This window comes from Sphingomonas baiyangensis, from assembly GCF_005144715.1.
Taxonomy (GTDB): domain Bacteria; phylum Pseudomonadota; class Alphaproteobacteria; order Sphingomonadales; family Sphingomonadaceae; genus Sphingomonas; species Sphingomonas baiyangensis.
Map to the genome: position 1 here is coordinate 555,403 of NZ_SWKR01000002.1, position 13,223 is coordinate 568,625.

The following is a 13,223-nucleotide window of genomic DNA, read 5'->3' on the forward strand; positions in this document are numbered from 1 at the left end:
CGCCAGCGGCCCCCGGTAAAGGTGTCAAACGCGATCAGAACTTTGCCGAGAAACCGGCGTAGAAGCTGCGGCCGAGGTTGCCGTAGGGCGCATTGCCTTCGGTCCCCAGCAGACCCAGCGGCGGCAACGTGTCGAGCAGATTGTCGACGCCGAGATAGAAGCGGTGGTCCTCGCTTGCCTTAATGCCGAGTCGGACGTTGTGGTAGAAGGTCTCCGGATAGAACACGAAGTTGTTCGCGTCGGGATTCAGCGGGTCACGACCATCGAAAGGGAAGAACGTCTCGAACTCGTTGCCCGAGATGATCTGCTTGTCGAGATACCGTATCTGGTAGAACAGATCGAAGGTCGGCATGTCGAGGTTCGCGGTGAACTGGGCTTCCCAGCGCGGCTGCCCCAGCTCCGAAAGCGTCCGGTTGCGGAAATCGGGGCGCGAGATGTCGGTGAAGTTGTTCCGACGGAAAACGTGCGTCACGATACCGCGCAGGTCGAGGCTGCCGGCGCCGACGGGCGTCCGGTAATTCAGGTCGACGTCGATGCCGTTGGTCTGGAACCGAGCGAAGTTGAACGGCTGGTTGAAGAAGCCGGGGCCGGTACGCGGGATCGTGACGGTGACACCGCCGTTGATGACGTCCTGCTGGCCGGCGAACGTGCCGTCGGGATTGCGGAAGACAGCCGCGCAGAACGGATTGTCGATACCGCCTTCATTGTCATAGCACTGATTGATGATCGTCTGGCCGGTGAGGCCCTGGATCGCCTGCTCGATCTCGATGTCGTAATAGTCGACGGTCAGCGTCAGGCCGGGGACGAAGCTCGGCTGGATCACCGCGCCGACCGTGAAGCTGCGGCTTTCCTCGGGATTGAGATTGGCGTTGCCCTGGTTGAGACCCGCGACGCCCGAGGCCGGACGGTTGGTGAACGGCTCGGTAATCCCGTTGAACGTCTGCGTGGTGGGAACGCCGGCCGCAGCGCAGTTGCGCACGCGGTTGGGGTTATTGTTGATGTTCTGCTGGCCGCAGGGGTCTGCAAGGCCGTTGGCGAAGGTCTGCGCCGGCGTCGAGAACAGATCGCTGAGCGTCGGCGCGCGCACCGACTTCGCATAGGAAGCGCGAAGGCGGATGTCGCGAACCGGCGAATAGATCACGCCGAGATTGTAGGTGAAGGTCTGGCCGGTATTGCCGACATTATAGTCGGAGAAACGACCGGCTGCCTCAAGGCTCAACTCCTCGGCGAAAGGGATGGCGCTGAGGATCGGCACGCGAAGCTCGCCGAACAGTTCGGCGACCTCGAATGCGGGCGGCTCGAAGGTGGCGATCGCGTTCAGGAAGGTGAGGCCGGCGGCGGTGACGTCGTCATAGGTCGAGAACGCCGTTTCGCGGCGATACTCTGCACCCACCGCGAAGCCGATCGGGCCGCCCGGAAGCGAGAACAGGCCAGCGAGATTGCCCGAAAGAAACGCCGAGGCGACGAACTGTTCGGCTTTTTCATCGCGCGTCGAGTTGTAGCCGAAATAATCCACGGCGGCCTGCGACACCTGACCCTCGCCGAACAGGTTCACCGGTACGCACGACGGATCGTCGTTCGCGGGATTGGCATCGGCATTGACGGCACAGACGATCTGCCCGGCGCTGTTGCGCACTGCGTTGATCGACCGGCCATATTCGGCGAGCAGAACGTTACCGCGCGTTTCGTAGAAGGTTTCGGTCCGCCCGTAATTTGCCGCGATCTCGTACCGCCAGTCGCCATTGAACGTGCCCTCGACGCCGGCCACGACGCGATACGTATCGCGGCGATGGTCTTCACCGCGGCCGGCGAAGTCGGTGTTGAAGCGCTGCGCGGTAAAGCTCGTGGCGCCCGGCGCCAGCACGCTGCTGAGCGTCGCGCGTGCCTGGTCGGTCAGGAAGGGATTGTTGACGCTGAAACTGTTGTTGAAAAAGGTCGGCTGGCCTTCCTGAAGCGAGGTGACGCGGACGAACTTGGCCTCGATGAAAGGCCGGAACGCCTGCGATACCTCGAAGCTCGCTAGCAGATTGGCTGCATAGCGATCGATCTGCGGCTGGAGCATGCCGGTTTCCCGCAGCGTCGAGCCCTCGCCGCCGACGCAGTTGGTCGAACCGAAGGGGCGGAAATCGGTGACGCAGTTGTTGCGCACCAGCGAACCGTCCGGGCGGAACACGAAGGTGTTGCCGAATTGCGCGAGCGGGTTGGCGAGGCCAGGATTGGCAAGGCCGCTGCAGGCCGCCGCGCGGCGCGCTGCGAATGCCTCGGGGGTTTCGCCCGCTGCCGCGGCCGTCGGGCACGCTGCGGTGAGCAGGCCGCCCGTCGAGATGTTGACGTTGCGGATGCCGGTCAGGAATGCGTTGTCCGGGATACCGTTGCCCGTCGACGCTTCGGGCGTGGGCCGCAGCGCGCCCGCATTGGGATTAAGATTCGGGCCGGTATTCTCGACCAGCTGGAACTGCGAACGACCCGAATAGGCACCCGTCAGATCATCCCGCTCGGTGAAGAAGAGGACGTCGCTGCGTGCGTATTCGAGGTTCACGGCGATGTTCGCGCGATTGTCGGCGAAGTTCTTGCCGGCGGTGACGCTGACGAAATAGTTTCCGGCGTCGCCTCGGTCCGAAATGCCGCCCTGCCCACGGACCGTCAGACCTTCGAAATCGCGGCGCAGCCGGAAGTTGACGACGCCCGCGACGGCATCGGGGCCGTAGATCGCCGAGTTGCCGCCGGTCAGGATATCGATCCCCTGGACCAGATCGGTCGGGATGGTGTTCACGTCGACCGAGTTCGAGCCCGGCTGCGCGGTCACGTGGCGGCGACCGTTGACGAGCACCAGCGTGCGCGCGGTGCCGAGGTTACGCAGGTCGAGAATGCTGAGGCCGGCAGTGCCGATGAACCGGGTCGAGTTCGCCGACGTGAAGGTTTGTCCGAGCTGCGGCAGGTTCTGCAGTGCGTTGCCGAGCGAGACGTCACCAGTGACGATGTCGTCGATCTCGACGGTCGTGATCGGGTTGGTCGATTGCAGGTTCGGGCGATTGATGCGCGACCCCGTGACGATGATGGTTTCGGAATCATTGGCTGCTTCGAGGCTCTCCTCGGTCTGCGCCGGATCACCTTCTTCCTGACCCGCAGTGGTCTGCGCCGCAGCGGCGGCCGGCATCATCAGACCGGCCGCCGGAACAAGCGCAGACGCGCAAAGCAACATACTAAAACGCATGGCAAAACCCCTTTTTTGGATAGGGGCATACGACTAGATGATTGCGCGACGTGCAAACAAAAGAAGCAAGATTGGTAATATTGATGTGAGACGTTGCAATATTGCAACACGGGTGTGTTATCTTATTAGGTCAGTCTACCGCTCGACGCACATCGCGATGCCCATGCCGCCGCCGATGCACAGTGTCGCGAGGCCCTTCCTGGCGTCGCGCTTCGCCATTTCGTAGATCAGCGTCGTCAGCACGCGCGCGCCCGAGGCGCCGATGGGGTGGCCGATGGCGATGGCGCCGCCGTTGACGTTGAGCTTGTCGTCGCTCCAGCCCATGTCCTTGCCGACGGCGAGCGCCTGTGCGGCGAACGCTTCGTTGGCTTCGATGAGGTCGAGGTCGCCGACGCTCCAGCCCGCTTTTTCGAGCGCGCGGCGGCTGGCGGGCACGGGGCCGATGCCCATGATCGAGGGATCGACGCCCGCCGACGCCCAGCTTTTGATCGTGGCGAGCGGGGTGATGCCGCGGCGATCGGCTTCCTCGCGGCTCATCAGCACGAGCGCGGCGGCGCCGTCGTTGATGCCGCTGGCGTTGCCGGCGGTGACGGTGCCGTCCTTCTTGAACGCAGGGCGCAGACCGCCCATCGCATCGACGGTGGCGCCCGCGCGGATATATTCGTCGTCGGCGACGACGGTCTCGCCCTTGCGCGTCTTGACCGTCACGGGAGCGATCTCGTCCTTGAAGCGGCCTTCGCCGCGTGCCTTCTCGGCGAGGTTCTGCGAGCGGACGGCGAACGCATCCTGATCGGCGCGCGTCACCTGATACTGCTCGGCGAGATTCTCGGCGGTGATGCCCATGTGATAGCCGTTGAACACGTCGGTTAGGCCGTCCTTTATCATCGTGTCGACAAGGCTGACGTCGCCCATCTTGGTGCCCGGCCGCAGCGACTGGGCGTGTGCCGACATCGACATCGATTCCTGGCCGCCGGCGACGACGATGGTGGCGTCGCCATTGGCGATCGCCTGCATGCCGAGCGCGACGGTGCGCAGCCCCGAGCCGCAGACCTGATTGACGCCCCAGGCGGGCACTTCCTTGGGGATGCCGGCGGCCATCGACGCCTGGCGCGCGGGGTTCTGGCCCTGCGCGGCGGTGAGCACCTGGCCGAGGATCACTTCGGACACTTCCTCGCCCTTGACGCCGGCCTGCTCGAGCGCCGCCTCGATCGCGACGCGGCCAAGCTCGTGCGCGGGCGTGGCGGCGAAGGCGCCGAGGAAGCTGCCCACGGGCGTGCGCTTGGCGGCGGCGATCACGATCTCGGTCATGCTGGCTTGCTCCTTTGGAAGTGGTTGGGGGCTATCTAGGGGCGGCGGCGCTGGTTAGCCAGTCGGCGAGCGGCTCCCACAATTGCGCGCGGGCGTGGCGGCCGACGATCATGCCGACATGGCCCGCCGACAGCACGCGGCGATCGGCGAGGCCGATGGCGCTGGCGGCAGGCACGATGCGGTCGCTCGCCGATACGAACTCGATGAGCGGGCAGTCGAGCGCGGCCGGATCGACGATGCGTCCGCCGACGTGCCAACGGCCGGTGCCGGGCAGGTCGGCGTCGAACAGATCGTCGAACAACTGCCGGCCCGCGGCATAGGTGAGGGGGGCGCCGCCATTCGCCCAATCCTCGAGCATCACGAAATCGCGGGCGGCGTTGCTGGCGGGATCGAGGCCCGCGAACCGCGCGAACTTGGCGACGATGCGGGCGGGATCGAGCTGCCAGAAGCCTGACTGGAGTACTTCCATCGGTACAAGGCCGAGCGCGGCGCAGGTCGGCTCGGCGGCGGCCCACAAATCGGCGATGCGCGCGCGCGCCGCTTCGCCGAAGCCTGCGAAGCGCCATGGCGCGGCGATCAGCGCAACGCCCGAAACGGGCGTGTGCGCCGCCGCCGCGAGCGCCAGCGTGCCGCCGAGGCAATAGCCCGCGAGCAGCGGTGCGCCGCCAATGCTGCGCAGCAACGGCAGCAGCAGATCGGTGACATGCGCAACGAGATCGCGGCCGCGATCGGCGGGCTCGGGCGTACCCCAATCAATCATGTGTGCGGCAAAGCCGCGACCCGCGAGCCAGCGCAGTAGCGAACGATCGGGCGCGAGGTCGAGCACTTGCGGCGGGTTGATGATCGACGGGACGACGACCAGTGGCGTGCCGTCGTTCGAATAGCGCCGCAACGTAGCGTGGCCGGCCGTCGCGACAACGGGCAGGGGAGCCGGAGGAATGTCTCGGGGCGCGGCTTGATAGGCGGCGAGCCCGGCAAGGGCGCGTGCGCGGATTTCGGGCGCATCGCGCGTTTCATGCTGCAGCAGCGCAAGAAACAGCGGCAGCGGGCGCGGCGCTTGTTGCGGCGCGACATTGATCGGTGATAGGCAGGAGGCAGTCATGCAGCGAGGGCCTCAATGAAGAAAGCATCCGCGGCCGATGGCCCCGTCGTCATCAAGAAATACGCCAATCGCAGGCTCTACAACACCGAAACCTCATCGTACATCACGCTCGATCATCTCGCGGCGATGACGCGCGAGGGCCGCGACTTCAAGGTGATCGACGCACGCAGCGACGACGACATCACGCACAACGTGCTGACGCAGATCATCATGGAGGAGGAAGCGCGCGGCGGCCAGACGATGCTGCCGGTAAGCTTCCTGCGCCAGCTCATCAGCCTGTACGGCGACAGCATGCAGACGATGGTGCCGGGCTATCTCGAAGCCTCGATGGACAGTTTCCGCCGCAATCAGGAGCAGTTCAAGTCGGCGGTCGAGGGTGCGTTCGCGCATTCGCCCTTCGCCGAGATCGCCAAGCGCAACATGGAGATGTTCGAGGCCGCGACACAGGCATTCAAGCGGCCCGGCGCCGCCGCCACGCCGGCGGCGAAGGACGACGAGATCGCTTCGCTAAAGGCACAGCTCGCCGAATTGCAGGCGAAGGTCGACAAGCTCGGCTAGATCCTGCCGCAGCGCCGCGCGACGCGGCGTTGCCACAGCAGGATGACGGGGACGACGCCGAGTTCGATGCCGAGACCGACCAGATGGCCGGTCGAGGGCGCGCCGACGACGAGCAGGCTCGCCAGCCGGGCGATGCCGCCTGTGATGACCATCGCGCCCAGGAGCGCGAGGCGCGGTGCCATCGTCTCGATGCGCGGCACGGTGCCTAGGAAGGCGAGCCCCATCACGAGGAAGATGCCCGAGAGATAGCGGAAGTGGCTGTCGAGATCGGTGGGCACGGGTGCCGGCGCGCCGAGCCATCGCGGGCCGTGGATGAGGCTGAGCGTCGCCGCCGACAGCGGCACGGCGCAGGTGACGGCGATCGCGATCTGGAGCGCGCGGCGTTCGGCGCCGGGGCTCATGGGCGCTGTTCCAGTTCGAGCAGTTCGGAGCGGATGTGGATCGCCTTGAGCGACAGTCGTACCTCGACGAGAAAGGCGAACAGCCCGAGCATCAGCGCCAGCATCGACAGGATGAAGGCGACCGCGACGACGGTGCCGATCGCGAGCTTGATGAGCGAGGCGATGAACATCAGCGCGACGACGATGCAGATCATCACCGCGCTGGCGGTGACGAGCACGATCGCGGCGTTGATGACGGTGATGCGCCGGTCGATGCGGCGCAGCTCCCAGACGTGGCGATCATGCTCGGGCCCGGTCGATCGCGGATGGAGCTGCTCGAGGCTGCGCGCACGATCGATGATGCGCGCCAGCCGCCCGGTCATGACGTTGAGGATGCCGCCGATCCCGGCGAGCAGGAACACCGGCGCGATCGATACCTGGATCGTCTCGGCGACGGTGGAGAGGACGGGAGCGAACACCATTGCCGCGCCATAGCGGGGCCGGGCACGAAATGCGACGGGCGGTTTGCCGCGCTACCTTGCGGTAACGCATCGGCTGCTATGCCGGACCGATGAGCAAGCCCCTGCCGCTGAGCGCGTTCGAGCGCCTGCCGCCCGTCCACCATGTCGAGCATGTCGACGGGCTGGCATCGGCGATCGATCTGGTCGCGGCGCGCGCGCGGCCGAGCCACCGCTTTTTGCGCTATGGCTGGTTCGCCGCTGCGCTGGCGGCCTATGGCGGCGCGGCGCGCACATTGGTGGTGACGCGCGAGAGCAGCCCGGTGGCGGCACTGCCGCTGGTGCGGCTGCACGCGCGGCTGCCGGGGATGTTCACGGTGGCGGGCAGCTACTGGCCGTTCCGGTCGTTTCCGGTGAGCGAGGATGCCGATCCGGCGGCGATCGCGGCGCTGCTCGCTGGCGTGGCGCGCGAAGGCTACGGCTTTCGCATGGGGCCGGTCTATGACGACGACCCGGCGCTGGCGCTGCTGCGCGCGGCGGCGGCGGCGAGCGGGTGGACGGCGATGCCGCGCGACGTGGCCGAGAGCTTCGTGCTCGATATCGCCGCCCAGCAAGCCGAGGGCGCGTGGCCGCGCAACTCGACGCTTAAGAAGAACCGCTTCCACGAGAAGCATCTGGCCGCGCACGGTGCGCTCGACTGGCGCTTCGTGTCGGGCGACGACTGGAACGAGGCGAGCTTCGCGGCGCTGGCGGCCGTCGAGGACGCGAGCTGGATCGCCGATCGTACCGATGGCAGCGACGCCAAGTTCACTGCCCACGGGCACGGCGCATTCTGGCGCGCCGCCGCGCTCGACCGGCCGATCGCCGAGATGATGTGGGCCGCGCTCCTCGAAGTCGATGGCAAGCCCGCCGCCTTCTCGTTCGATCTCAATGCCGGCGCGCTCAAATATGCGATCGCCAACAGCTACGATCCCGCCTTCGCCAAGCATTCGCCCGGCAAGCTGCTCTATTACCGTAACCTCGTGCGCGGCATCGACGACGGCATCGCGCGCGTCGATTGGGGTGCGGGAGACAGCGGCTACAAGCGCACCATCGGTGCCGCACCGGGGCCGATGATCCGCGACTGGCTGTTCGTGCGGCCGGGCCCGGCGAGCTGGGTGGCGCGGATGCTGCGCGGCCGGTGGGCGGGCAGCGGGCAGGCGCAGCAAGGCGCCGACGCGAGCAGTTAGCCGGCGGTGCGGCTGCGCCGGTCGCCGGTGCGGCGCTCGGGACCGCGATACGCCGGATCGGCGGCCTGGCGGCGATCGGTGCCGCGGCGCTCGGGCGCGGGGGCGGGCGGGATTTCGTTCACGAACTCTCCTGTCGAAGTCGCAAGTCTTGCACGCAGGCATGAAGATTTGCTTTGCGTGGCGAACAAGTTAGCGCCGAGCCCTGCCGCCCGGGGTTGCGGAAGCGGGCGTCGTCTGGTCCATGGGTCTCCAAGCCAAGATTGGAAGGGGACAGGAATGGCCGGCGGACTGATGCGCTTGAAGCCAGTCGAGGAATCGCAGGCGGCAAGCGGGGCGAGCAAACTCAACGCCACGCTTTCGTGGCCGCATCTGGTGGCGCTGGGCGTGGGCGCGATCGTCGGCACGGGCATTCTGACGCTGATTGGCGTGGGTGCCGATCGCGCGGGGCCGGCCGTCATCCTGTCGTTCGTCATCGCTGGCGGCATCTGCGCCTGCGCCGCGCTCGCCTATGCCGAAATGGCGACGATGATGCCCGCCTCGGGGGCGGCCTACAGCTATTCCTACGCCGTGCTCGGCGAGATCGTGGCGTGGATCGTCGGGTGGAGCCTGATTCTCGAATATTCGCTCGTGGTTTCTACCGTGGCGGTCGGCTGGTCGGGCTATGCTGCGCCCTTGCTGACGAGCATCGGCTTTCCCGTGGCGCTGACGCAGGGGCCCGAGCTTGGCGGGCTGGTCAACGTGCCGGCGGTGGGCATCATCGCGGTGGTCGCTGGCCTGCTGATCTTCGGCACGCGCGAATCGGCGACGCTCAATGCGGTGCTGGTGGTCGTGAAGATGATCGCGCTGGCGGTGTTCGTGTTCGTGGCGCTGCCCTATTTCGACGCCGCCAATCTCGAGCCGTTCAGCCCCTATGGCTTCGCCAAGTCGGTGGGTGCCGACGGCATCGAGCGCGGCGTGATGGCGGCGGCGGCGATCATCTTCTTCGCCTTTTACGGCTTCGACGCGATCTCGACCGCAGCGGAGGAAACCAAGAATCCGGGGCGTGATCTCGCGATCGGCATCGTGGGATCGATGATCGCGTGCATCGCCATCTACATGCTGGTCGCGGTCGCGGCGGTGGGCGCGCTTTCGTACACCGAGTTCGGCAACAGCCCCGAGCCGCTGGCGCTGATCCTGCGCCAGCTCGGCCAGCCGGGCTTCGCGACGTTCCTGGCGATCTCGGCGGTCATCGCGCTGCCGACGGTGCTGCTGGCATTCCTGTTCGGGCAAAGCCGCATCTTCTTCACGATGGCGCGCGACGGGATGCTGCCGCGCAGCCTGGCGACGATCTCGTCGCGCGGATCGCCAGTGCGGATCACTATCTTCACCGCCATCCTGGTGGCGATCATCGCGGGCGTTCTGCCGATCGACCAGATCGCGGCGCTGGCCAATGCGGGGACGCTCGCGGCGTTCATCGCGGTATCGCTGTGTATGCTTGTGTTGCGCCGGCGTGCGCCGAATGCCGAGCGGCGCTTCCGCACGCCGCTGGCATGGGTAGTGGGGCCGGTGGCGATCCTCGGATGCCTCTATCTGTTCTTCAGCCTGCCGACGCAGACGCAGTTCTGGTTCCTGCTGTGGAACGTGGCCGGCGTGCTCGTCTATTTCGGCTATTCGCGCCGCAACGCCGCGGCGGCGGAGTGAGAGGCTTGGCGATCGTGGTGGCGGCGCTGCTGCTTGGCGGCTGCGCCACCGCGATCCCGCGGTTGGCCGACGGCAGCGTCGCCGCTGGCGAACCCGCGCGCACGCCCGACGTCTATTACGAGCCGAGCCCGCCCGAAGTGGTCGAGGCGATGCTCAAGCTGGCTAACGTCGGGCCGGGCGACGTCGTCTATGACCTGGGATCGGGCGACGGGCGTATCCCGATCGCCGCCGCGCGCGATTTCGGCGCACGCGGCGTGGGCATCGAGATCGACCCGCGACTGGTGGCGGTAGCGCGCGAGAACGCCGCGCAGGCGGGCGTCGGCGACCGCGTGACGTTTCGCGGCGAGGATTTCTTCGAGGCCGACCTGTCGGGCGCGAGCGTAGTGACGTTGTTCCTGTTCCCGAGCATCAACCGGCGGCTCGCACCGCGCCTGCTGGCGCAACTGAAGCCCGGCTCGCGCGTGATCGGCCATTATCACGCGGTTCCCGGTTGGACGCCTGATGCGCGCATCCGCGTGCGCGGTCGGCCACTCTATCGCTGGACGATTCCGGTGCAGGCGGGGGCTACCAACTGATCTCGTCAGCCGCGTAGCGGGTAGCGTTCTATCGCTTCGTAACGCGCGCCTTCATGGCCCAGCGTGCTCTCGTACAGATAGAAATGCTCGACCGGAAACGGCGGGCTGGCAAGGCCGGCATGATCGGCCAGGAAGCGATCGACCGGGCCGGCGCTGCCGCCCATCCGCGCGAGCGTGACGTGCGGCAGATAGGCCCTCCCTTCCCGCGGCAAGCCGATGGCGGCGAGCGCCTGATCGACCTTGCGGTGGAGGCGCGCGATATCGTCATGCGGGCGTAGCCCCGCCCATAGTGTATGGACGCGCCCGCGCCGATCGAAGCTGCCCACGCCTTCGACTCGTAGCGCGAAGGGCGCGGCGCGCAGGCTGCCCAGTGCGATCGCCACTTCCTCGGCCAGCGGGCGTTCGACTTCGCCGATGAAGCGCAGCGTCGCGTGGAGCTGGTCGCCGTCCTGCCAGCGCGCGCCGGGCACGCCGCCCATCGCCGCGATCAGTTGCGCGCGGACCGTGGCGGGCGGGCGGATGGCGACGAACAGGCGATGCATAGCCCATGATTAACCGCGAAGGCGCCTTCGCGCGATCCGGTTTCGCTTGAAAGCGGGGCGGGGAAGGGCGATATTCGAGACTATCCGGCGCTTGGTGCCGGGCAAAGGAGTTCGTAATGGCAAACTGGTCTGATCCCCGGACGGCCGCCGCTCCCTATGCGACGGGCGCAGGTACGCGCTCTGCCGCGTATGATGCGGGGCTGCGGTCCTATATGCTTTCGGTCTACAACTACATGGCGTCGGGCGTGCTGCTGACCGGCATCGTCGCGCTGCTGTTTTCGATGGGCGGCGCAAGCTCGCCCGCGGCGGCGGTGTTCCAGTCGCCGGGCATCCTCAAATACGCGATCATGCTGTCGCCGCTGGCCTTCGTGCTGGTGCTGAGCTTCGGCATCAACCGCCTGTCGACGGGCACCGCGCAGCTGCTGTTCTGGGCGTTCGCGACGGTGATGGGCCTGTCGATGTCGACGATTTTCCTCGTCTACACCGGCTCGTCGATCGCGATCACCTTCTTCGCCACGGCGGCGGCGTTCCTGTCGCTGTCGATCTACGGCTACACCACCAAGCGCAACCTGCAGGCGTTCGGCACCTTCCTCATCATGGGTCTGGTCGGCCTGATCGTGGCGAGCCTGCTCAACCTGTGGTTCCAGTCGGGCACGATGAGCCTCGTCATCAGCGCCATCGGCGTGCTGCTGTTCGCCGGCCTCACCGCCTATGACACGCAGCGCATCAAGCTGATGTACGATCAGGTGGCGGGTACCGACATGATGGGCAAGACGGTCATCATGGGCGCGCTGGCGCTGTATCTCGACTTCGTCAACATGTTCCAGTTCCTGCTCTCGTTCCTGGGCAGCCGCGAATAACCCGCTGCAAACATTCGAGAATGCGAAGGCCCGGCGAGCGATCGCCGGGCCTTTTTGCTGCGCGGGAACGGGCGCTCGGGGGCTTCGTTGTCGGTAAAGAACTGACGGAGGGAATGTCATGAGCGAGAACGAACTGCGCATCGACGATGCCGCGACCGACGGGTTGAGCGTGGCACCGCCCAAGCCTGGCAGCGAAAGCGATGCAGGCCGCGGCGATGCGGGCACCGATCGCGCGATTACCGACGATCTGGCCGACGCCGCCGACGACGAGGACGCCAAGCTCGACCGCGGGCTCGATGAATCGATGGACGCATCGGATACCCCGTCTTCGGTGCAGCCGCGCGGATCGAGCGACCCGGCCCCGTCCTCGGGCTATCACGAGGAAAGCGAGCGGCAGCGCGACGCCTGACGCCTGACGCGCGGCGCCGCCCGAGATTGGCGCCGCGCGCTACACGTCCTCGACCAGCCGGCGATAGAGATCGGGGCGGCGATCGCGGAAGAAGCCCATGCCGGCGCGGTTCTTCCTCACGCGCGCCAGATCGAGCGTGGCGGTGAGCACGCCCGTCTCCTCGGCGCCGAACTCGGCGAGCATCTCGCCGAATTCATCGCAGATGAAGCTGTGGCCGTAAAAGGCCTGGCCATGCTCGGTGCCGATGCGGTTCGAGGCGATGACGGGCACGACGTTCGACACCGCATGACCCAGCATCGCGCGCCGCCACATGCGCCGCGTGTCGAGCGTCGGGTCGTGCGGCTCGGCGCCGATCGCGGTGGGATAGAATAGCAGCTCGGCGCCCATCAGCATCATCGCGCGCGCGGTTTCGGGATACCATTGGTCCCAGCACACGCCGACGCCGAGCTTGGCGGCGGGTCCGTTCCAGACCTTGAACCCGGTATTGCCGGGGCGGAAGTAGAATTTCTCCTCATAGCCCGGACCGTCGGGAATGTGGCTCTTGCGGTAGATGCCCTGGATGGCGCCATCGGGTCCGATCATCGCGAGGCTGTTATAATGGTGCGGTCCGTCGGCCTCGAAGAAGCTGGTGGGGATGTAGAGGTCAAGCTCGTCGGCGAGGCGCTGCATCGCGAGCACGGCGGGGTGCTCGGCGGCGGGGCGCGCGGTGGCGAACCATTCCTCCTCCTCGGTGCGGCAGAAATATTCGCCCTCGAACAGTTCGGGCGGCAGCACCACCTGCGCGCCGCGGCCATGCGCCTCACGCACCAGCTCGCTGACGGCAGCGATGTTGGCGTCGATATCGGGCGTGAACGCCAGCTGCATTGCTGCGACGGTTACTTCGGTCATGCTGCACACTCCGTTTGCCC

The 13,223-nt window shown here is 66.8% G+C and carries 14 protein-coding genes; 6 read left to right on the top strand and 8 right to left on the bottom strand.

The window, feature by feature from the left end; genetic code table 11:
* Positions 1-34: 34 nt before the first annotated feature.
* The 3 genes from FBR43_RS05860 to FBR43_RS05870 all read right to left on the bottom strand — a co-directional run bounded on the left by FBR43_RS05860 (position 35) and on the right by FBR43_RS05870 (position 5,624).
* Entirely contained in the window at positions 35-3,160 is a 3,126-nt protein-coding gene (locus FBR43_RS05860; protein ID WP_169542515.1) for a TonB-dependent receptor domain-containing protein, read from the bottom strand.
* Between the two features lie 189 nt (positions 3,161-3,349).
* Positions 3,350-4,522: an acetyl-CoA C-acetyltransferase gene (locus tag FBR43_RS05865; RefSeq protein ID WP_136942280.1), complete on the bottom strand. Its 1,173-nt coding sequence runs from the start codon at positions 4,520-4,522 to the stop codon at positions 3,350-3,352.
* A gap of 31 nt (positions 4,523-4,553) precedes the next feature.
* Positions 4,554-5,624 carry an alpha/beta fold hydrolase gene (locus FBR43_RS05870; RefSeq protein ID WP_136942281.1) on the bottom strand — a complete coding sequence of 357 codons (1,071 nt, stop codon included), beginning with the start codon at positions 5,622-5,624 and terminating at the stop codon, positions 4,554-4,556.
* Positions 5,625-5,639: 15 nt separating this feature from the next.
* On the opposite strand from FBR43_RS05870, the gene phaR reads away from it, so the two are divergent.
* Positions 5,640-6,182 carry a polyhydroxyalkanoate synthesis repressor PhaR gene (gene phaR, locus FBR43_RS05875; protein ID WP_136942282.1) on the top strand — a complete coding sequence of 181 codons (543 nt, stop codon included), beginning with the start codon at positions 5,640-5,642 and terminating at the stop codon, positions 6,180-6,182.
* Here the strand turns inward: phaR and FBR43_RS05880 are convergent.
* Positions 6,179-6,583: a DUF4345 domain-containing protein gene (locus FBR43_RS05880; protein WP_136942283.1), complete on the bottom strand. Its 405-nt coding sequence runs from the start codon at positions 6,581-6,583 to the stop codon at positions 6,179-6,181. The two genes, phaR and FBR43_RS05880, sit on opposite strands and share 4 nt — an antisense overlap.
* The gene (locus FBR43_RS05885) at positions 6,580-7,044 is read right to left on the bottom strand and encodes a DUF2721 domain-containing protein (RefSeq protein WP_169542516.1); all 465 of its coding nucleotides are present in this window, start codon (positions 7,042-7,044) and stop codon (positions 6,580-6,582) included. Before FBR43_RS05885 ends, FBR43_RS05880 begins: the two co-directional genes overlap by 4 nt.
* An 89-nt stretch (positions 7,045-7,133) precedes the next feature.
* Here FBR43_RS05885 and FBR43_RS05890 point away from each other — a divergent pair, with 89 nt between their 5' ends.
* Positions 7,134-8,249, top strand: coding sequence for a GNAT family N-acetyltransferase (locus tag FBR43_RS05890; RefSeq protein ID WP_136942284.1), 1,116 nt, complete (start codon positions 7,134-7,136; stop codon positions 8,247-8,249).
* Here the strand turns inward: FBR43_RS05890 and FBR43_RS16535 are convergent.
* Positions 8,246-8,371 (bottom strand): hypothetical protein, encoded by a 126-nt coding sequence (locus FBR43_RS16535; RefSeq protein ID WP_262708678.1) that lies wholly within the window; start codon positions 8,369-8,371, stop codon positions 8,246-8,248. The two genes, FBR43_RS05890 and FBR43_RS16535, sit on opposite strands and share 4 nt — an antisense overlap.
* Positions 8,372-8,540: 169 nt before the next feature.
* On the opposite strand from FBR43_RS16535, the gene FBR43_RS05895 reads away from it, so the two are divergent.
* Entirely contained in the window at positions 8,541-9,929 is a 1,389-nt protein-coding gene (locus tag FBR43_RS05895) for an amino acid permease (RefSeq protein ID WP_249276474.1), read from the top strand.
* Complete coding sequence (locus FBR43_RS05900; protein ID WP_212611898.1) at positions 9,926-10,504, top strand: SAM-dependent methyltransferase; 579 nt, start codon at positions 9,926-9,928, stop codon at positions 10,502-10,504. Before FBR43_RS05895 ends, FBR43_RS05900 begins: the two co-directional genes overlap by 4 nt.
* Positions 10,505-10,509: 5 nt before the next feature.
* Here the strand turns inward: FBR43_RS05900 and thpR are convergent, their stop codons facing one another.
* Positions 10,510-11,046, bottom strand: coding sequence for an RNA 2',3'-cyclic phosphodiesterase (thpR, locus tag FBR43_RS05905; RefSeq protein WP_136942287.1), 537 nt, complete (start codon positions 11,044-11,046; stop codon positions 10,510-10,512).
* A gap of 116 nt (positions 11,047-11,162) precedes the next feature.
* Between thpR and FBR43_RS05910 the strand changes: the two genes are divergently transcribed.
* Together FBR43_RS05910 and FBR43_RS05915 are read left to right on the top strand one after the other, a co-directional pair.
* Positions 11,163-11,906 (top strand): Bax inhibitor-1/YccA family protein, encoded by a 744-nt coding sequence (locus FBR43_RS05910; RefSeq protein WP_136942288.1) that lies wholly within the window; start codon positions 11,163-11,165, stop codon positions 11,904-11,906.
* Between the two features lie 118 nt (positions 11,907-12,024).
* Positions 12,025-12,315 (top strand): hypothetical protein, encoded by a 291-nt coding sequence (locus FBR43_RS05915; RefSeq protein WP_136942289.1) that lies wholly within the window; start codon positions 12,025-12,027, stop codon positions 12,313-12,315.
* A 39-nt stretch (positions 12,316-12,354) separates the two neighbouring features.
* On the opposite strand, the gene aguB is transcribed toward FBR43_RS05915, so the two are convergent.
* On the bottom strand, positions 12,355-13,203 hold the full coding sequence (aguB, locus tag FBR43_RS05920; protein ID WP_136942290.1) for an N-carbamoylputrescine amidase: 849 nt from the start codon (positions 13,201-13,203) through the stop codon (positions 12,355-12,357).
* Positions 13,204-13,223: the final 20 nt, after the last annotated feature.